The sequence below is a fragment of the Caulobacter sp. 73W genome, from assembly GCF_041021955.1.
In the GTDB taxonomy this organism is placed as follows: Bacteria; Pseudomonadota; Alphaproteobacteria; order Caulobacterales; family Caulobacteraceae; genus Caulobacter.
Genome location: NZ_CP158375.1, coordinates 1,301,844 through 1,320,689, shown reverse-complemented (window position 1 = coordinate 1,320,689; position 18,846 = coordinate 1,301,844). Strand labels below are relative to the sequence as shown.

At 68.3% G+C, this 18,846-nt stretch carries 16 protein-coding genes; 9 read left to right on the top strand and 7 right to left on the bottom strand.

The genetic code is table 11. The features are described from left to right. Positions 1-105: 105 nt before the first annotated feature. The 7 genes from ABOZ73_RS06275 to ABOZ73_RS06245 all read left to right on the top strand — a co-directional run bounded on the left by ABOZ73_RS06275 (position 106) and on the right by ABOZ73_RS06245 (position 8,256). Positions 106-1,920: a DNA polymerase III subunit gamma/tau gene (locus ABOZ73_RS06275; RefSeq protein WP_369061623.1), complete on the top strand. Its 1,815-nt coding sequence runs from the start codon at positions 106-108 to the stop codon at positions 1,918-1,920. 3 nt (positions 1,921-1,923) lie between these two features. Next, positions 1,924-2,253, top strand: coding sequence for a YbaB/EbfC family nucleoid-associated protein (locus ABOZ73_RS06270; RefSeq protein WP_369061621.1), 330 nt, complete (start codon positions 1,924-1,926; stop codon positions 2,251-2,253). Between the two features lie 4 nt (positions 2,254-2,257). Further along, on the top strand, positions 2,258-2,860 hold the full coding sequence (gene recR / locus ABOZ73_RS06265; RefSeq protein ID WP_369061619.1) for a recombination mediator RecR: 603 nt from the start codon (positions 2,258-2,260) through the stop codon (positions 2,858-2,860). Positions 2,861-2,961: 101 nt separating this feature from the next. Next, positions 2,962-3,594, top strand: a complete 633-nt coding sequence (locus tag ABOZ73_RS06260) for a LysE family translocator (protein WP_369061617.1) — start codon at positions 2,962-2,964, stop codon at positions 3,592-3,594. An 85-nt stretch (positions 3,595-3,679) separates the two neighbouring features. Next, entirely contained in the window at positions 3,680-5,113 is a 1,434-nt protein-coding gene (locus ABOZ73_RS06255; RefSeq protein ID WP_369061615.1) for a methyl-accepting chemotaxis protein, read from the top strand. 52 nt (positions 5,114-5,165) lie between these two features. After that, positions 5,166-6,296: a phosphatidylinositol-specific phospholipase C1-like protein gene (locus ABOZ73_RS06250; protein ID WP_369061613.1), complete on the top strand. Its 1,131-nt coding sequence runs from the start codon at positions 5,166-5,168 to the stop codon at positions 6,294-6,296. A gap of 139 nt (positions 6,297-6,435) precedes the next feature. Next, positions 6,436-8,256, top strand: coding sequence for a methyl-accepting chemotaxis protein (locus ABOZ73_RS06245; RefSeq protein ID WP_369061611.1), 1,821 nt, complete (start codon positions 6,436-6,438; stop codon positions 8,254-8,256). A 63-nt stretch (positions 8,257-8,319) separates the two neighbouring features. On the opposite strand, the gene ABOZ73_RS06240 is transcribed toward ABOZ73_RS06245, so the two are convergent. Further along, positions 8,320-10,020: a gamma-glutamyltransferase family protein gene (locus ABOZ73_RS06240; protein ID WP_369061609.1), complete on the bottom strand. Its 1,701-nt coding sequence runs from the start codon at positions 10,018-10,020 to the stop codon at positions 8,320-8,322. Positions 10,021-10,248: 228 nt separating this feature from the next. On the opposite strand from ABOZ73_RS06240, the gene ABOZ73_RS06235 reads away from it, so the two are divergent. Together ABOZ73_RS06235 and rpoH are read left to right on the top strand one after the other, a co-directional pair. Further along, the gene (locus tag ABOZ73_RS06235; protein WP_369061607.1) at positions 10,249-11,694 is read left to right on the top strand and encodes an amidohydrolase family protein; all 1,446 of its coding nucleotides are present in this window, start codon (positions 10,249-10,251) and stop codon (positions 11,692-11,694) included. 231 nt (positions 11,695-11,925) lie between these two features. Further along, positions 11,926-12,822 carry an RNA polymerase sigma factor RpoH gene (rpoH, locus tag ABOZ73_RS06230; protein WP_369062494.1) on the top strand — a complete coding sequence of 299 codons (897 nt, stop codon included), beginning with the start codon at positions 11,926-11,928 and terminating at the stop codon, positions 12,820-12,822. On the opposite strand, the gene ABOZ73_RS06225 is transcribed toward rpoH, so the two are convergent. The 6 genes from ABOZ73_RS06225 to ABOZ73_RS06200 form a co-directional block, all read right to left on the bottom strand. Beyond that, entirely contained in the window at positions 12,819-13,553 is a 735-nt protein-coding gene (locus ABOZ73_RS06225; RefSeq protein WP_369061605.1) for a response regulator, read from the bottom strand. The two genes, rpoH and ABOZ73_RS06225, sit on opposite strands and share 4 nt — an antisense overlap. Positions 13,554-13,633: 80 nt before the next feature. Beyond that, positions 13,634-14,413: a two-component system response regulator gene (locus tag ABOZ73_RS06220; RefSeq protein ID WP_369061604.1), complete on the bottom strand. Its 780-nt coding sequence runs from the start codon at positions 14,411-14,413 to the stop codon at positions 13,634-13,636. Between the two features lie 7 nt (positions 14,414-14,420). Then, positions 14,421-15,548 carry a hypothetical protein gene (locus ABOZ73_RS06215; protein ID WP_369061603.1) on the bottom strand — a complete coding sequence of 376 codons (1,128 nt, stop codon included), beginning with the start codon at positions 15,546-15,548 and terminating at the stop codon, positions 14,421-14,423. 72 nt (positions 15,549-15,620) lie between these two features. Next, the gene (locus ABOZ73_RS06210; RefSeq protein ID WP_369061602.1) at positions 15,621-16,907 is read right to left on the bottom strand and encodes an adenylosuccinate synthase; all 1,287 of its coding nucleotides are present in this window, start codon (positions 16,905-16,907) and stop codon (positions 15,621-15,623) included. Between the two features lie 110 nt (positions 16,908-17,017). After that, on the bottom strand, positions 17,018-17,623 hold the full coding sequence (locus ABOZ73_RS06205) for an acyloxyacyl hydrolase (RefSeq protein WP_369061601.1): 606 nt from the start codon (positions 17,621-17,623) through the stop codon (positions 17,018-17,020). A gap of 81 nt (positions 17,624-17,704) precedes the next feature. Next, positions 17,705-18,844 carry a zinc-binding dehydrogenase gene (locus tag ABOZ73_RS06200; RefSeq protein WP_369061599.1) on the bottom strand — a complete coding sequence of 380 codons (1,140 nt, stop codon included), beginning with the start codon at positions 18,842-18,844 and terminating at the stop codon, positions 17,705-17,707. Positions 18,845-18,846: the final 2 nt, after the last annotated feature.

Sequence of the window (18,846 nt, the reverse complement as noted above, 5' to 3'; positions counted from 1 at the left end):
CAAAATCTTCCAACGCCAGCGCCCTTTCGGGTGTTGAAGCCTGTACGTAGACTGTACATTTCGTACAGCACCTCGGGCCTGCTCCCCGAGTTCGAAGGACGCCCTTTGATCGACGACGATACGCCTTTCGAGCCGGACGAGGTTCCCGAGCGCGACGAGAACACCGCCGACATCTTCGGCGGCGCGCCCGCCGCTGCGCCCGCTCCGGCCGCCGAGCAGGGGCCGCTGGCCGTGTCGGAGGAGCCGTCCGCCGCCTACACCGTGCTGGCGCGCAAATACCGCCCGCGCAATTTCGAGGACCTGATCGGGCAGGAGGCCATGGTCCGCACCCTGGCCAACGCCTTCGCCACCGGCCGGATCGCCCACGCCTTCATGCTGACCGGCGTCCGCGGGGTCGGCAAGACGACCACCGCCCGCCTGCTGGCGCGCGCCCTGAACTTCGAGAGCGACACCGTTCATGCGCCCTCGGTCGATCTGAGCGTCGAGGGGCGCCATTGCCGCGCCATCATCGAGGGGCGGCACATGGACGTGCTGGAGCTTGACGCCGCCTCGCGCACCAAGGTCGACGAGATGCGCGAGCTGCTCGACGGGGTCCGCTACGCCCCGGTCGAGGCGCGGTACAAGGTCTACATCATCGACGAAGTCCACATGCTGTCGACGGCGGCGTTCAACGCCCTGCTGAAGACGCTTGAGGAGCCGCCGCCCCACGCCAAGTTCATCTTCGCCACCACCGAGATCCGCAAGGTCCCGGTGACGATCCTGTCGCGCTGCCAGCGTTTCGACCTGCGCCGCGTCGAGCCGGACGTGCTGAGCGCGCACTTCTCGCGCATCGCCAAGCAGGAAGGCGCGATGGTCGAGGCCGACGGCCTGGCCCTGATCTCCCGCGCCGCCGAAGGTTCGGTGCGTGACGGCCTGTCCCTGCTCGACCAGGCCATCGTCCAGGCGGAGCGGGGGCAGACGGTCACCGCCGCCGTGGTCCGCGACATGCTGGGTCTGGCCGACCGCGCCCAGACCATCGCCCTGTTCGAACACATCATGCGCGGCGAGGTCGGCCCCGCGCTGGAGGCGTTTCGCACCCTGTGGGGCTTCGGCGCCGATCCGGCGGTGGTCATGCTCGACCTGCTGGAGCATTGCCACGGCTCGTCCGTCGCCAAGGCGCTTGGCCCGGACGCCCTGTCCCTGCCCAAGGAGCAGGCCGCCCGCCTGGCCGCCATCGGGGCCAATGTCTCGGCCGGGGTGCTGTCGCGCCTGTGGCAGATGCTGCTCAAGGCCCACGACGAGGTGCGCCGCGCGCCCGACGGGCCGGCGGCCGCCGAGATGGCGATCATCCGCCTGACCTACGCCGCCGAACTGCCGGGCCCCGAAGAGGCGCTGAAGGCCATCCGCGAAGGCTCGCCCATCGGCGGCGGTCCTTCGGGCGGCGGCGGCGGCGGTGGAATGGCCGCCGGCGGTGGCGGCGGCGTGGTCGCCCAGGGCATGGCCATGCCCCAGGCCGCCCAGCAGGCCGCGCCGGTCATCGCCAGCTTCGAGGACATCGTCCGCCTGATCGAGGCCAAGCGCGACGTCGGGCTCAAGTGGGACGTGCAGCAGTACGTCCGCCCCATCAGCGTGCGTCCCGGCGTCATCCAGTTCGAACCCGCGCCCGGCGCGCCGCACAACCTGACCAGCCGGCTGGTCAGCCGAATGAAGGAATGGACGGGCCAGCCCTGGCTGGTCGTCACCGACGGCGGCAAGGGCGGCGAGACCGATCGAGAGCGCGAGCGCCGCGAAAAGCGCGAGCTGCTTTCGGAGATCGAGGCGGACCCGTTCGTGCGGGCCGTCATGCAGGCGTTTCCGGGCGCCGAGATTGTCCACTTCGGCAATGCGCCGGAGATCGTCGAGGCGGCGTCAGCCCCCGAACCGGAAGAAGACGAGGAGTAGAGCGTGAAAGATCTTGGCGGCCTGATGAAGCAGGCCCAGGCGATGCAGGCCAAGCTGGCCGAAGCCCAGGAAAAGATGGCCGACCTGACGGCCGAGGGGACCTCGGGCGGCGGCATGGTCACGGTCACCCTGAAGGGCGGCGGCGAACTGGTCGGCATCAAGATCGACGAGAGCCTGATGGCGCCGGGCGAGGGCGAGGTGGTCGCCGACCTGATCGTCGCGGCCCACGCCAACGCCAAGAAGACCCTCGACGCCCAGCAGGCCGAGATGATGCGCGCCGCCGCCGGCCCCATGGCCGGCATGATGGGCGGCATCCCGGGTCTGAAGTTCTAAGCATTTGGCCGCTTCCGCCGGACCCGAGATCGAGCGCCTCATCGCCCTGCTGTCAAAGCTGCCGGGGCTGGGACCGCGTTCGGCCCGGCGGGCGACCCTGGCCTTGCTGAAGCGGCGCGATCAGTTGCTCGGCCCCTTGGCCGACGCCCTGGCGGCCGCCCGTGACCGGGTGAAGACCTGCGGCGTCTGCGGGGCGCTGGACACCACCGACCCTTGCGCCGTCTGCGCCGACCAAGCCCGCGACCAGACCCTGATCTGCGTGGTCGAGGATGTCGGCGCCCTGTGGGCCATGGAGCGGGCAGGGGCCTTCCGGGGCCGCTATCACGTTCTGGGCGGCCTGCTGTCGGCGCTCGACGGCGTCGGCCCCGAGGCCTTGCGTGTGCGTGAACTGGTGGAGCGCTCCACTGGTGGGGCGGTGCGGGAGGTGATCCTGGCTCTGCCGGCCACTGTCGACGGCCAGACCACGGCCCACTATCTGGCGGAGCGCCTCGCCCCGTCTGGCGCCAGCGTCACCTCCCTAGCGCGCGGCGTTCCCGTGGGCGGTGATCTCGACTGGCTGGACGACGGCACCATCGCCCAGGCCCTGCGGGCGCGCCGCCCGGCCTAGGATCTCCGCTCGCCGCCGATGGTGAGCGAATACGACGAGTTTGCACGCTCCTGCCGCGTGTCTGTTCGACGGCCTGGCTCGGCCGAATTACGGGGGATCTGATGGTCGAGTTCAAGAATTGGGCGGCGTTTGGTCTGTTGACCTTCGGCATGGCCTGCACCCCCGGCCCGAACATGCTCTATCTGCTGTCCCGCTCCATCAGCCAGGGCCGCGCGGCGGGCTTCATCTCCCTCGGCGGGGTCGCGCTGGGCTTCTTCATCTACATGACCCTGACCGCCGCCGGGATCACGGCGGTGATCATGGCCGTGCCGGTCGCCTATGACATTCTGCGGTTCGGCGGCGCGGCCTATCTGGCCTGGCTGGCGTGGAATGCGCTTAAGCCCGGCGCGGTCTCGCCGTTCCAGGTGCGCCATCTGCCGGCCCATCGACCCGCGCGGCTGTTCGGAATGGGCCTCGCGACCAGCCTTCTCAATCCGAAACTGGCCGTCCTCTACATGTCGCTCCTGCCCCAGTTCATCCGGCCGGAGCATGGGAACGTGCTGGGGCAGAGCCTGCTTCTGGGATCGACCCAAATCGTCATCAGCGTGACGGTGAACGGGCTGGTGGTGTTCGCGGCCGGGGGCGTGGCCGCCTTCCTGGCCGCACGCCCGACCTGGGCAAAGGTGCAGCGCTGGATCATGGGCACGGTTCTGGGCGGGCTGGCCGTGCGCATGGCCTTTGAGGCGCGGCGCTAAATCGCGGCGAAACACTGATCCAGATCAAGGCGGCGAAAACGACTCAGTCGTAGCGGTGAAGCTTCGGTTCAGAACGAGGCTTCTCATGCTGATGACGATCAAGTCCCGGATGCGCGTTTCCTGGTTCATCGGGATGGCGGCCATGCTTGCCCTGGCGGCCCTGAACGTCACCTTGCTGCACATGGTGGCCGACGCCGGCGACCGGGCGGCGGACATCCTGCGCATCGCCGACGGGGTCAGCATCGCCGTGGGCGTGGGCGCCGTGGTCGGCGTCATCCTCGGCGCGATCTATTTCGAGCGCCTGGTCATCTCCGCCATGGGCGCCATGTCGGCGACCATGCGTCGCCTGGCCGCTGGCGAGTTCGACGTCACCATTCCCGGCGCCGGCCGTCGCGACGAGATCGGCGAGATGGCCCGCAGCGTCGAGGTCTTCCGCGAGAACGGCCTGGCCCGCTCGCGCCTGGAAGCTCAGGCGGCGGAAACGCACCGCGACGTGGACCGCCGCCTGCGCGAGACCGAAGCCGCCTTCGAGGCCGCTGGTCGTGAACAGAAGAAGCTGGTCGACGCCATGGCCGGCGAACTGGCCAAGCTGGCCGAGGGCGACCTGTCCGTGCGCCTGACCGACGACGTGGCCGCCGAGTACCGCGAACTGAAGGACGACTTCAACGCGGCGGTCGCCCAGCTTGAAACCACCATCCGCGGCCTGGCGGGGGCCGCCGGCGCCGTGCGCACCGGCTCGCAGGAAATCGCCCAGGCCTCCGACGACCTGTCGCGCCGCACCGAGCATCAGGCCGCGACGCTGGAGGAAACCGCCGCCGCCCTAGACCAGATCACCGCCACGGTCAGCCGCACCGCCTCGGGCGCGGAACAGGTCACCGGCGTGGTCGTCCAGGCCCGCGAGGACGCCGAGCGCAGCGGCCAGGTGGTCAAGCGCGCCGTGGCCGCCATGGGTCTGATCGCCGAGTCCTCGCAGGAGATCGGGCAGATCATCGGCGTCATCGACGAGATCGCCTTCCAGACCAATCTGCTGGCCCTGAACGCCGGCGTGGAAGCCGCCCGGGCCGGCGACGCCGGCAAGGGCTTCGCGGTCGTCGCCTCCGAAGTGCGGGCCCTGGCTCAGCGCTCGGCCGAGGCGGCCAAGGAGATCAAGGCCCTGGTCGGGGGCTCTGGCCAGCAGGTGGACAATGGCGTCGCCCTGGTCGGCCAGACCGGCGAGGCCCTGGCCGCCATCGTCGGCAAGGTGGGCGAGATCTCCAGCCTGGTTCAGGAGATCGCCCATTCGGCGGTGGAGCAGTCCACGGCCCTGGAACAGGTCAACAAGGCCATGAACCAGATGGATCAGGTCATCCAGCAGAACGCCGCCATGGTCGAACAGAGCGCCGCCGCCACCCGCGCCCTGGACCAGCAGGCCGTGGGCCTGACCTCCATGGTCGAGCGCTTCACCCTGGAGAAGGCGCAGGCCCCGCGTCCGCTGCAGGAAGTCCACGAACGTCTGCTCGCCTACGCCGGCGGCCGCTGACGCGAAGCCGTCGTGAAAGCGAGGTAGGGCTGCCGCAAAACTCGGGGCGCCCATGCTTGCTTTCCTTCTCGCCGCATCCGCAGCGTCGGCCATCGCCTGCGCGCCGTCCTCGACGGAGGACGCCTGCGTCCTGAAGCTCAACGACCTCGTCGCGGTGGGCACCCACAACAGCTACAAGCAGCACCTGCCGGCCGACGAACTGGCCGCCATGGTCGCCGCGGGCGGCCAGCGCGCGCTCGGCATCGACTACGGTCACCACCCCTTGGCGCGACAGCTGGACGATGGCGCGCGCCAGCTGGAGATCGACGTCGCCCAGGATCCGGCAGGCGGGCTCTACGCCACGCCGAAGACCGCTCTGGGCAAGGGCGAGCGGATGTCGGTCGAGACGGCGGCCGTCATGGCCAAGCCGGGATACAAGGTCCTGCATATGCAGGACGTGGACTTCCGCTCCACCTGCCTGACCTTCGTCGCCTGCCTGGGCGAGGTGCGGTCCTGGTCGAAGGCCAATCCGACCCACGCGCCGATCCTGATCCTGATCAACGCCAAGGAAGGCGGCCCCAACCTGCCCGGCGGCGTGGTCGCGCCGGCCTATAACGCCAAGGCGTTCGACACGCTGGACGCGGAGATCCGCTCGGTGTTTGCGGACGCCGAGATGGTCACCCCGGACCAGGTGCAGGGCGCGAAGTCGACCCTGCGCGAGGCTGTCCTGGCCGGCGGTTGGCCGACCCTGGCCGCGGCGCGGGGCAAGGTGTTCTTCGCCCTCGACGAGAGCCCGGAAAAGGTCGCCGTCTATCGCGGCGCGCGCGGGTCGCTGGAAGGCCGGGCCATGTTCGTCAACACGGACGAAGCTTCGCCCGCCGCCGCCTATCTGACCCTCAATGACCCGGTGGCCCAGCAGGCCCGTATCCAGGCCGCCGTGAAGGCCGGCTTCGTGGTGCGCACCCGCGCTGACGCCGACACCTGGGAAGCGCGATCCAACGACCCGCGCCGCCGCGAGGCCGCCTTCGCCAGCGGCGCGCAATACGTATCCACCGACTACATGCGGCCGGACGCCCGGTTCGACGGCGGCTATCAGGTTCGCCTGCCAGCCGGTGTTGTCGCCGCCTGCAATAGGGTCCGAGCGCTGGGTAAATGTGGGGGCGTGCCCGTGGAGGCCGAAAAGGGCGCAGCGGCGCTCAGGTAATTTGACGAACCATGGTCGCCGAACACCCGATGCGTCAGCATGCCGCGCGGTTCGGGCGCAATGGTTCCTCTCGGTTAACCTTGGATTGTATCCCGACCACTACGGCTGAGCTTCGATAGTTTCTGCTTCGGGGCGCAGCATGTCGTTCAACAATTTCCGTATTCGAGCCAAGCTCATCGTCGCTTTTGGCGCCGTCATCGCCGCATTCCTGGTGGCGACCGGCCTGATCCTCAGCAGCCTGGCGCAGCTGGACGCCGCCTCGAGTTCGGCCCTGCGTGGCCAGTTGGTCGCCGGCAAGGGCGAGGTGCTGCTGAAGGGTGTTCTGGAGCAACAGAACGCTGTGCGCGGTTATGTGCTGCTGGCCGACACGGCCTTCCTCGATACCTACAACGAAGAGAAGGCCGCCTTCGACGCCGCTCTGAACGACTTCGAGAACACCACCCGCCTGCCGGCGCAGAAGGCTCGCGCCGAGCAGATGCGTGAAGCCATGGCGACTTGGCGCGCCGAGGTGGGCGATCCTGCTGTTTCCGCCATGAGCGATCCGACCACCGGCCGCGAGACGGCCACCGCCCTGGTCGGCAAGAAGTCGCTCGGCGGCCTTCGCAAGCTGCACGGCGAAATCCTCGATGCGGCCAACGCCGAGGTGAAAAGCCGCAATGCCGCCCAGGCGGCCGCGGCCAGCACGATGGTCACCACCCTTGGGGGCGCGGCTGTCGCCGCCGTCGTCATTGCGGGCCTGATGAACTGGCTTCTGTCGGGCGCCGTCGCCGCCCCGGTGGCCGCCATGACCCAGACCATGCGTCGTCTGGCTAGCGGCGATAACGCCGTCGAGATCCCGGCCATGGGCCGCAAGGACGAACTGGGCGACATGGCCGCCGCCGTCCTGTCGTTCAAGGAAGCGGCGCTCGAGAAGATCGCCCTGGAGACCCGCAGCGAGGCCGACCGCAATCTGTCAGAGACCGAGCGCGCCGCCCGCGAGGCCGACAAGGCCCGTCAGGCCAAGGAAGACGCCGTGGCCGTCGAATCCCTGGGCCAGGCCCTCAGCCGCCTTGCGGACGGCGATCTGACCCACCGCATCACGGCCGAGTTCGCCCCGCGCTCGCAAAGCCTGAAGGACGACTTCAACCGCGCCATGAACGAACTGATGGGCGCCATGCGCGCCATCAACATCAGCACCAGCAGCGTGCGCTCCAGCTCGGACGAGATCGCCCACGCCTCCACCGACCTGTCGCGCCGCACGGAACAGCAGGCCGCCGCCCTGGAAGAGACGGCCGCCGCCCTCGACCAGATCACGGCCACGGTGCGCCGCACCGCCGAGGGCGCGAAGACCGCCTCCGGCTCTGTAGCAGACGCCCGCGCCGACGCGGATCGCTCGGCCAAGGTCGTCGACCAGGCGGTCGGCGCCATGGGTCAGATCGAGACCTCCTCACGCGAGATCTCCCTGATCATCGGGGTGATCGACGAGATCGCCTTCCAGACCAACCTGCTGGCTCTGAACGCCGGCGTTGAAGCCGCGCGGGCTGGTGAAGCCGGCAAGGGCTTCGCCGTAGTCGCCTCCGAAGTGCGGGCCCTGGCCCAGCGCTCGGCCGAAGCGGCCAAGGAGATCAAGGCCCTGATCACTGCCTCCGAACAGCAGGTGTCGGCAGGCGTCGATCTCGTCGGCCAGACCGGCGCCGCCCTGCGCCGGATCGTCGATCAGGTGGTCAGCATCGACGAGCGTATCCGCGAGATCGCCGCCTCGGCCCAGGAACAGGCCACTGGCCTGCACCAGGTCAACTCGGCCATCAACCAGATGGACCAGGTGGTTCAGCAGAACGCCGCCATGGTCGAGGAAGCCACCGCCGCGACCCAGTCCTTGCGCGGCGAGACCGGGACGCTGGGCGACCTGGTCGACCGCTTCAAGATCGAGGGCCAGACGGCTTCCGCGTCTCACGTCTCGGCCGTGCGCCAAGCGGCCTGACCGCTTAGTCCCAAGACCGAACAGACGAATGGCCGGGGGCGTCGCCTCCGGCCATTTTCCTGTTCAGTAGCCCGCCGCGTGGCCGCCCCGGCGGGGATCAGCGATGCCCAGCCACGATCCGTCGGGCTGTTTGGCGACCGCGTGGATCGAGCCGTAGTGCCAGTTGTAGGGCGTGGTGATCTTCACGGTGACGCCGTAGGTGTCGGTCATCTGGGCTCGCACCTCGTCGGTGATGCGGCCCTCGATCGACATGGCGCGGCCCTTGATTGACCCCTGGAAGCGCGGCGCGTCCACCGCCTGCTCCAGCGGCATGCCGTAGCCCAGATGGTTGATCAGGGTCAGGGCGATGGCGCGTGAGGTCAGGCCCGGCGAGCCGATGGACATCACCGGCTCGCCCTTCTCGGCGATCATGGTCGGGGCGAAGCCGCTGACCACCCGGCGACCGGGCGCCTGGTTGCGGCCGGGGAAGTAGTTGCCGCCGTTGACCACCACGCCGTCGACGACGAGGCCGGTGGCGAAGGTCGCCCCCATCACGCTGTGGGTCAGGGAGACGATGTTGCCCTGCGCGTCGGCGACCACGATGTGGTCGGTGTCAGAGGCGTGGACATCCGAATGGTCAAAGCCGCCGGCCAGCGCCATGCCGTCGGCCGCTTCGGCCTTGGCGACCGGCTTCACCTTGGGCATCGACCCGTCGATCAGCGCGCTCAGATGCGCGGCGAAGGCCTTGGAGGTCAGCACCGAGGTGGGCACGTTGTAGGCCTCGGGGTCCTGGATGAACCCGTCGGTCATGTCCTCGGCGAAGCCGAAGGCGCTGCGGATCCGGTACAGCGACTCCGCCGAGGTCGTGTAGTGGCCGCCGGCCTTCAGATCGAAGGGCTCGACGATGTTCATGGCGATGGCCATCAGCGCGCCGGCCGTGCCGGGCGGCGGCGCGGAGATGATCTCGTGGTCCTTGTAGGTGAAGCGCAGCGGCTCGATCCAGCGGACCTTGTAGCGGGCCATGTCCTCCATGGAGAGCGAGCCGCCGGTCTTCTGGACTTCCGACACGAACTTTCGGCCGAAATCGCCGGTGTAGAAGTAGTCGGTCCCCTCATTGGCCAGACGGCGCATGGTGGCGGCCAGGCGGGGCCGAACGATCTTGGACCCGACAGGCGGGACATAGCCGTTGGGCAGGAACTCCTCGCGGCCGGACGGATAGGCCGACAGACGGCCCAGCGCCGCGTCGGCCATCTCGCCGTACAGGAACGAGTACATGGGGAAGCCCTGGTCGGCGGTCTTGATCGCCGGTTGGAAGTACTGGCTCCACTTCAGGGTCCCGAACCGGTCCGCCGCCGCCTTCAGGCCGGCGACCGCGCCCGGCACGGCGACGAGCTTGCCGGACGTCGGCTCCGTCGGCAGCGGACCGCCCGTGACCTGCGCCCATCCGGGAACCGTCGGCGCGCCCTTGGCCGTGTGGTCCAGGTCGGCGTCGAGGTAATAGTACTGCTTGGTCTTGGCGTCGTAGTAGAGGGCGGTCAGGGCCCCGGCCAGGGACACCATCTGCGGCTCGACCACGTTCTGAAGGATGGCGCCGGTCAGCGCGGCGTCCATGGCGTTGCCGCCGTTCTTCAGGACCTCCAGCATCGCCTGGGTGACCAGCGGATGACCGGACGAGGCCATGGCCTTCGGCGCGCGGACGGCGGGCTTGGCTCCCTGCTCCTGGGCGACCGCGCCCGTGGCGAGAAGCGCGACCGCGCCGGCGGTCATCAAAGTCTTTCTGAACATCCCATCCCCCTAGAAAGCGACTGGCCCGGCCGTGAAGGCCGACGCGGGCTGGCGGCAGTTTGCGATGAAGAGTCAGAGCCGCGCTACCGCGCTCTGCGGGTTTGCGCGCAACAGCCGCTTTTCAGGGCAAGGGTTTCTCAGTCTCGCCCGCAAGTTTCCTCCGTTGCGCGCGGCCCGCCATGTCGGACACTGACCGATCAAGAGCGTACGGCTTTGGCGGATTTTGAGATGACGATAACCGGCAAGATTTCTGGCGCTTTGCTCGCCGTCTCCCTGCTGTCGGCCACGGCGGCCTTCGCCCAGGACGGCGGTCCCCAGGCGCGTCCGCTCTACAACCGCGATCAGTGGCTGCCGCACTCGGTCCCCACGTCCGACGACGTCCTGCGTGTCCCGACGCCGGCCGAGCACAACGCGCCCAAGGGCTCCTTCGTCCTGGTCGGCGGGCGGCTGTTCGACGGCACGGGCAAGGCGGCGCGCCCGGCGACGGTTGTGGTCACCGGCAAGACCATCACGGCGGTGCTCGACCCATCGGACCGCAACTGGCCCGCGGACGCCGTGATCCATGACGTGACCGGCAAGACGGTGATGCCAGGCCTGATCGACCTGCACACCCACCTGACCTTCATGGAGCGCGCCGACGCTTCCAGCGTCTATTCCAGCGCCAATCTGAGCGGCGCGGAATCAGTCATGCGCGGGGTGAAGCGCATGTCGATCTATCTGGAATCCGGCGTCACCAGCGTTCGCGACGTGGCCTCCCACGGCGATGCGCCGTTCGTCCTCAAGCGGCTGCAGGCGTCGGGCGATCTGCCGGGACCGCGCGTCTTCACGGCCGGACAGCTGATCACCCAGACGGGCGGCCACGCGGCGATCCACACCTTCGGCCCCGGCTGGCCCGAGGTGGCCAACGGCAATCCCAACGGCATGGCCCATATCGCCTCCGGCCCCGACGGCTGGCGCGAGGCCGTGCGCATCCAATTCGCCAAGGGCGCCGATCTCATCAAGCTCGCCAGCGAGTATTCCCAGGAGGAGATCACCGCCGCGGTCGATGAGGCGCACTCCCTCGGCCTGCCGGTGACGGTCGATGCGGAGACCCAGTACATCGACATGGCGATCAAGGCCGGCGTCGACTCCATCGAGCACCCCCTGCCGCGCAGCGACGCGGCGGTCGCCCTGATGGCCAAGCGCGGCATCGCCTCGGTGCCGACCATGATCGCCTACCGCATCATCCAGCGCGGCAGCGGAGGCTATTTCGGCTCCACCTCGCGCCGGTTCGAACTGAACGAGACGACCATCGAGGCCATGGCCGCCAAGATGCGCAAGGCCGGGGTGAAGATGGGCATCGGCCTGGACGTGGTGGCCTTGGCCGGCACAGGCTATCTGCCCGGCTCCTACATCGACGAGCTGGAGGCGTTCACCCGCATCGGCTTCACCAGGACCGAGGCGCTGGTGGCGGCGACCAAGACCGGCGCCGAGATCATGCACATGGGCGACCGCCTGGGCACCATCGAGCCGGGCAAGCTGGCCGACATCATCGTCGTCGACGGCAATCCCGACCAGGACCTCACCGCCCTGCGCAAAGTGAAGACCGCCTTCGTCAACGGCCGGCTGATGCTGGAGGACGGCCGCATCTACAAGGCGCCGCACGTCGAGGTGCCGCTGCCGCAGCGCAAGTGATCAAGTCGCGGCGGGCACGTCGCAAACCGTCGCACAACACTGCTCTAATCCCAGGGACAGGTTGTCCGGGCGCGTTATCAGGGGCTAGAATGTCCTAGTCCGGCGCTCGGACATTACAAATGCGTTATCGGCCTTACCTTAGCCGCAACGCATTCCTATCTGATGCCTTCAAGGGGGCTGGGACGTCGCGCGGATCGCCGCGCGGACAGCTCCGAATAAGAAAAGGGGATCATCGCAATGGCTGCTGCAAACGCACTCGCCGTCATGTCGCCGGAAGGCGGCCTCTCGCGGTATCTCTCGGAAATCCGCAAGTTTCCGATGCTGGCCCGGGATGAGGAGTTCATGCTCGCCCAGGCCTGGAAAGAACACCAGGACCCCGCCGCCGCGCACAAGATGGTCACCAGCCACCTGCGCCTCGTGGCCAAGATCGCCATGGGCTACCGCGGCTACGGCCTGCCGATCGGGGAAGTGATCTCCGAAGGCAATGTCGGCCTGATGCAGGCGGTCAAGAAGTTCGAGCCCGACAAAGGCTTCCGCCTGGCGACCTACGCCATGTGGTGGATCCGCGCCTCGATCCAGGAATACATCCTGCGTTCGTGGTCGCTGGTGAAGATGGGCACGACCGCCGCGCAGAAGAAGCTGTTCTTCAACCTGCGCAAGGCCAAGAGCCAGATCGCCGCCTTCCAGGAAGGCGACCTGCACCCTGACCAGGTCAGCGCCATCGCCACCAAGCTGGGCGTGCTGGACAGCGAAGTGATCTCCATGAACCGGCGCCTGTCGGGTCCGGACGCCTCGCTGAACGCGCCCCTGCGCTCGGACAGCGAAAGCGAGTGGCAGGACTGGCTGGCGGACGACAACCAGGTCAGCCAGGAAGACGCCGTCGCCGAGACGGAAGAGAAGTCCCTGCGCATGGGCCTGCTCGAAGAAGCCATGACCGAGCTTTCGGACCGCGAGCGTCACATCCTGACCGAGCGGCGCCTGAAGGACGATCCGACCACGCTCGAGGAACTGGCGTCGCAATACGGCGTCAGCCGCGAGCGCGTGCGTCAGATCGAGGTCCGCGCCTTTGAGAAGCTGCAGAAGTCGATGCAGACCGCCGCGCGCGAGCGCAACCTGGTCGAAGCCTAGGCGGCCGACTTCACCCCGTCGGCGATGACGGTGATCACGGCGTTGATGGCGGCCTTCAGCCGCCGTTGCTCCAGCAACTCGCCGCTGATGGTGATGTAATCCTTCAAGTCCCCGGCGGCGTACGGCAGGCCGGGGATATTGAAGGTTCTCAAGACCTCGGCCTGAGCCAACAGGACGCGGCAGGCCTCGGCCTCGTCGGTGTCGAACAGCTTCAGCCCCTGGTGAAGCAGCTTCATCGTCTCGGTGATCCGGTCGATGCGCTCTTGGATTTCCTCCAGGGTTTCCTCACGTTCCTCAACCACAGGGGCGGGCGCGCTCGCCTCGGCCCGCTGCATGCGGGCGGAGGCGGCTTCCAGCCGCTGGGCCAGTCCGCCCATGGTATAGGGGCGGCGCAGGAACTCCTGCACGCCGGCTTCCTTAAGCCCGTTGATCAAGGCCGTCGTCGGTTCGGCGCTGGTCAGGATCACGGGGGCCTCGCGGCATCCCCAATCGCTGGCGCGCAGGTTGCGAGTGAAGTCCAGGCCGTCCACCTGATCCGGGGCATGGGCGATGAACAGCAGGTCAGGCGTCTTGTCCGCCGCCAGTTCGGTCGCCTGGGTCACATCAAACGCGAAATGGATGTCGCACCGGGTCAGGCTGTTGAGCAGGCTGGCCAGCATGCGCGCGGTATGCACATGCGGCTCGACGATCAGCACGACCGGGTCGTTCAAGAGCAGGGCGGGTGTGTTCAACGACGCGAACCTCCACGGGTCCGACTGTCGTACAATTGTGACTGTTAACAGTTGGTGCGCCAGCGTGACGCACCCAAGGCCTAGCTTGGGGGGAGGAGCGCCAGCAGGGCGCGGATCTTCTCGCGCAGCTGAGCACGGGCCGCCGGGGTGGTGTTGAGCGGCAGCTCCAGCCAAGCCGTCAGCTCGACCGCCAGCGGGCCGCCGCCGGGAACCGGTTCGAAGGCGGGATAAAGCGTGTCGGCCCGGGCCTTCAGCGCGCTGATCACTTCGTCGGGGCTCACGTCGAGCGCCGCATCGGCGTTGCGCAGCAGGGCTACAACCGTCTTCTGCACAGCGACCGCGTCGCGGGCGCGCTTGTCGCTCAGGCGCTTGGGCGGGCCCTTGTAGTCGCCGGAATTGAACCGCCGGCGGTCAGGGCCGATATAGCTTTCGGCCTGGATCCAGGGGCGCGGCGCGATTACCGCCACGACCCGCTTGGCCAGGTCCCCCAGGTTGAACGGCTTGCGCAGGAACTCATGAACCCCCGCGTCGCGCGCCCCGAACAGGACGGCGGCCGTGGCCTCGGCGGTGGTCAGGATCACCGGCGTGCCGCGCGCGGGGGTCATGCTGCGCCGCAGGCGGCGGGTGAACTCCAGGCCGTCGATCTCGCCGGGCACGTGTTCGACGAAGATCAGGGTCGGATTCAGATCGTTGACCGCCTTCAACGCCGTGGCGGCGTCGGCGATGATCGTCGCCTCGCTCGGCGCCAGGTCGCGCAACTGGGTCGCCAGCATGCGGGCGGCCGGGGCCTGCGGGTTGATGATCAGGACGCGGGCCACCCGCTCGGCGACGGCGCGGCTCAGCTTGGGGTCGATCGACATGCGGGGCTTAGGACTCCTGCCGCTGCAGGCTGGCCTCGAAGTCGTTGAGGATGTCGTACACCTCGTCCACCGGCGCCACCGGCGGGCGGCCGGCCGGGAAGCGGTAGCGCCAGAAGCTGCTGATGTGGGAGATCGCGCCGATCTTCTCGCCCAGCGACAGGAACAGTTCCGGCGCCGACAGCAGGAAGGCGCGGAAGGCGTGGGCCTTGCCGTTGATGGTCAGATCGCGGAACGCGTCATTGTAGACTTCCAGGGTGCGTTGGACGTCCCGCTTCTGCAGCAGGATGGCCCGTTGCAGGCGCTTGCGGATCGTGTCGATGTGGTTGGCCGTGTCGGGATCCGGCACGCGGCTGGCGACCAGTTCGCCCAACTCGCGCACGACCATTCGCAGCTGCGGCTCCAGAACGCTGAACATCCACTTGTAGTAGAGGACGCCCTTCCAGCTGAAGACGCCTTCGCGGAAGCTCTCGCCTTCCAGCACCAGGGTGCGGCGCAAGGGCTCCAGCCGCTCGTCGACGTCGGTCGACAGCAGGGCCTTCACCAGGCTGCCGGTCTCGTTGGAGCTGGTCTTGCCGTCATAGGCCAGGCGCGTCAGCTCGGAGATCTGGCCGCCCACGAAGCTCTGCATCTGCTCCATGTCCGCCTGCGAGATGGCGAAGTAGCAGGGCGCCACCCGATGGCCGTGACGGCGGAGGTTCTCCCGAAGCAGGAATGGATCCAGCGACGGCAGGGCGTCGATCACCCGCAGCACGCGCAAGTCGCCGCTGAGGTCGGGCACGTCGCGGCAGGCTTCACGAAGGATGTCGGTCCAGCCTCGCTGCCCGACGAACACCGACTGGCCGCCCAGGCCCAGGTCGGTGCGCTCGAACGGGATGATGATCTTGGTGGCCGTCGCGCGGGCGTCGTCGAACAGATAGGAATCGTCGGGCCGCAGCCGATGCTTGATGATCAACGCGGTGTTGAGCACCCGGCTGCGGAACAGCGGCGATTCCAGATATTCGGGACGGGTCCCGCTCTGGGCCTCGACGGCGGGCAGATTCAGGACACGGCTGGTCGATGCGGTCTTTTGCAAGGCGCGCAGACCGCGCGCCGAGCGGTCACCGCCGCCGGATCCGAATTTCCCAAGGGCGGACAAAAGTCTCGCCTCCCCCGTAGCCAAAAGCCCCACCACGTCGCGGGTGGTTGAGCTTGGCTAACCACATCCGCTTCACCCCTGGAAGGGGTCACGCATCAGGATGGTATCGTCGCGTTCGGGGCTGGTCGAGAGCAATGCGACCGGCGCTTCGATCAACTCCTCGATTCTACGGACATATTTGACCGCGTTGGCGGGCAGGTCCTTGGTCGAGCGAGCGCCCTGCGTGCTTTCGTCCCACCCTTCCATTTCCTCGTAGATCGGAACGGCGGCGGCCTGATCACGCATCCCGGCGGGCAGGTAGTCGACCGTGCGGTCGCCGATCTTGTAGCCGACGCAGATCTTCAGGGTCTTCAGGCCGTCCAGCACGTCCAGCTTGGTCAGGGCCACGCCGTCGATGCCGTTCAGGGCCACCGACTGGCGCACCAGAACCGCGTCGAACCAGCCGCAGCGGCGGGCGCGGCCGGTGTTGACGCCGACCTCGCGGCCCACCGTGGCAAGGTGCTTGCCGACCTCGTCATCCAGTTCGGCGGCGAAGGGGCCTTCGCCGACGCGGGTGGTGTAGGCCTTCACGATGCCCAGCACATAGCCGGGGCCGCGCGGACCCATGCCCGAACCCGCCGCGGCCTGGCCGGCTACGGTGTTGGACGAGGTGACGAACGGATAGGTGCCGTGGTCCACGTCCAGCAGGGCGCCTTGCGCGCCTTCGAACAGGATGCGGCGGCCGTCCTTGGCGGCCTTGTCCAGCAGGCGCCAGGCCGGCTTGGCGTAGGCCAGGATCTTCGGCGCGATCTCCAGCAGCTGGGCCAGCAGCGCGTCGCCGTCGGCCTCCGGCAGGCCCAGACCCCGGCGCAGGGCGCCATGGTGGCTCAGCAGGCGCTCGATCTTGGGCTTCAGAGCTTCCGGGTCGGCCAGGTCGGCGACGCGGATGGCGCGGCGGCCCACCTTGTCCTCATAGGCCGGGCCGATGCCCCGCCCGGTGGTGCCGATCTTCTGCGAGGAAGCGGCCTCGCGCGCCTGGTCCAGGTCCTTATGCAGCGGCAGGATCAGGCAGGCGTTGTCGGCCACGACCAGCACGTCCGGCGTGATCGCCACGCCCTGGTCGGCGATGCGGCCGATCTCGTCCAGCAGGTGCCAGGGATCGACCACCACGCCGTTGCCGATAACCGACAGCTTGCCTTGCACCACGCCCGACGGCAGCAGGGCCAGCTTATAGACCTTGCCGTCCACCACCAGGGTGTGGCCGGCGTTGTGACCGCCCTGGAACCGCACGACCACGTCGGCGCGGTTGCTCAGCCAGTCGACGATCTTGCCTTTGCCCTCGTCGCCCCATTGGGCGCCGATCACGGTGACGTTGGCCATTTCGGATACGCTTTCTCGTCCTGCCCGGCGGCGCCCCAAGCCCTTCGACAGGTCTCGGCAGGGGGCGTTTTCTCAGCTGTCAGGAGGGCGGCGGGAGGGCCGCCCGAAAGTCAGAAGCTGTAAACCAGCCGCACGCCGACATCGTCAAGGCCCTCGTTCTTGCCGCTGGCCAGAATCTGGCCGTGGCTGAGGTGGACCCAAGACAGCTCGGCCGCGATCTTCTCGTTGAAGCGGTAGCCCAGGGTCAGCTCCGGCTGGAACAGCACCTTGGACCCGAACTCGACGCGCTCGCTGCGCAGGTCGATGCGGCGCTGCAGCTCCTGCGGCGTCAGGCCCGGTTCGCGGAAATCAGGAAACTTGGAATAGCCGTCCTGATAGGCGAGGCCGAGCCCAGGCTGGAAGTAGAAGCAGTCCTCGGCCCCGAAATCGATCGGCCAGACCAGGCCGCCGGAGACGAAACTGGTGTCGCCCGAGGTGTTGGCGCTGGCCTGGGCGTAGAACTTCGGCTTGCCCAGCCAGGCGGCGCGTTCCCAGCGGTTGGACCGCACGCCGATCATGATGTCGACGCCGTCTTCCTTGCCGGCCGCGCCGACGCCCAGCGCCTTGCCGATGAACGTCACGTCGTGGCCGAAGACGCCGACGAAAGCCTCTTGCGCGCTCGCTTCACCGGCCAGCGCAACAAAGGCGGCTCCCGCCGCCAACAACAGTTTCCGCATGAAAGCCCCGTATGTCCCTGAACGTCGGTCTATGCCGAACCTGCTGCTTCGCCAAGGGCTTACGCAGGTTCGGCTGACCGCCTAGCGGCTGGGGTTGATCAGGTACTTCTCGCCGGTGGCGCGGCGGGCGTAGGCGGCGATGTTGGCCAGGTCCAAGGTCTCGCTCAGCGACAGGGTGCGCTGATAGCGGCTGGCGAAGGTGGTGGTCAGCTCGGCGGCGACCTTGGCCCGCAGGCGCATGACGCCCTCCATCCCGATCTTCTGCAGGAACGGCGTCAGCAGCCAGGCGCCGATGGCCCAGGAGAAGCCGAAGGCCCGCGACAGCTCGGTCGGGCGGGTGTCGAGCGCTCCATAGATGTAGGCCTGCTTGAAGGTGTTGGAGCCATAGCGGCTGTATTCAGACATCCTCGCCACCGCGCCCGCCTCCATGGCGCTCAGGATCTGGCCGACCAGGGGGCCGCCGCCCACGGCGTCGAACGCCAGGGTCGCGCCCGTCTCGGTGATCGCCGCGGTCAGGTCGGCGATGAAGCTGTCGGCGCTGGAATCGACCACATGCCTGGCGCCCTGATCGCGCAGGATCTTCGCCTGGGCCGGGCTGCGGACCACGTTGACCAGGCCCACGCCCTCGGAAAGGCACAGGCGGTTGAGCATCTGGCCCAGGTTCGAGGCGGCGGCCGTGTGGACCAGGGCCGTATGGCCTTCCATCCGCATGGTCTCGACCATGCCCAAGGCGGTCAGCGGATTGACGAAGGCCGAGGCGCCCTGTTCCGACGTAATATGGTCCGGCAGTACGAAGGCCTGACGCGCGTCGGTCACCCGGAACTGGCTGTACATGGCGCCGCCGGCCAGGGCGACGCGCTTGCCGATCAGGGCCTGCGCCGCCGCGCCCGACCCGGCGGCGACCACGACGCCGGCGCCTTCGTTGCCGACTTCCATCGCCTGATCCAGGCGCGCCTTCAGGCCTTTCAGCGCGCCCTGCGGCACCGGCGCACGGACGACGGGACCATGCTCGCCGGCGCCGGAGGCGGCGGCGGAGATGTCGGCGGGGCCGATCAGCAGGCCGAGATCGGAGGGGTTGATCGGCGCCGCCTCGACCCGCACCACGATATCGTTCTCGCCGGGCTTGGGCGTCGGGACCATGGCCAGGCTCAGCTCCAGCTCGCCGCCGGAGGTGATCTTGGAATGCAGCTGCAGACCCTGTGCGAAGCTGGGCGATGACATCA

Excerpts from the sequence above, each read along its gene's own strand:
- ABOZ73_RS06220 (WP_369061604.1), bottom strand. The coding sequence starts at position 14,413 with ATGTCGATCGACCCCAAGCTGAGCCGCGCCGTCGCCGAGCGGGTGGCC.
- ABOZ73_RS06250 (WP_369061613.1), top strand. The coding sequence starts at position 5,166 with ATGCTTGCTTTCCTTCTCGCCGCATCCGCAGCGTCGGCCATCGCCTGC.
- ABOZ73_RS06200 (WP_369061599.1), bottom strand. The coding sequence starts at position 18,844 with ATGTCATCGCCCAGCTTCGCACAGGGTCTGCAGCTGCATTCCAAGATC.
- ABOZ73_RS06240 (WP_369061609.1), bottom strand. The coding sequence starts at position 10,020 with ATGTTCAGAAAGACTTTGATGACCGCCGGCGCGGTCGCGCTTCTCGCC.
- ABOZ73_RS06245 (WP_369061611.1), top strand. The coding sequence starts at position 6,436 with ATGTCGTTCAACAATTTCCGTATTCGAGCCAAGCTCATCGTCGCTTTT.
- ABOZ73_RS06255 (WP_369061615.1), top strand. The coding sequence starts at position 3,680 with ATGCTGATGACGATCAAGTCCCGGATGCGCGTTTCCTGGTTCATCGGG.
- ABOZ73_RS06205 (WP_369061601.1), bottom strand. The coding sequence starts at position 17,623 with ATGCGGAAACTGTTGTTGGCGGCGGGAGCCGCCTTTGTTGCGCTGGCC.
- ABOZ73_RS06210 (WP_369061602.1), bottom strand. The coding sequence starts at position 16,907 with ATGGCCAACGTCACCGTGATCGGCGCCCAATGGGGCGACGAGGGCAAA.
- ABOZ73_RS06260 (WP_369061617.1), top strand. The coding sequence starts at position 2,962 with ATGGTCGAGTTCAAGAATTGGGCGGCGTTTGGTCTGTTGACCTTCGGC.
- ABOZ73_RS06235 (WP_369061607.1), top strand. The coding sequence starts at position 10,249 with ATGACGATAACCGGCAAGATTTCTGGCGCTTTGCTCGCCGTCTCCCTG.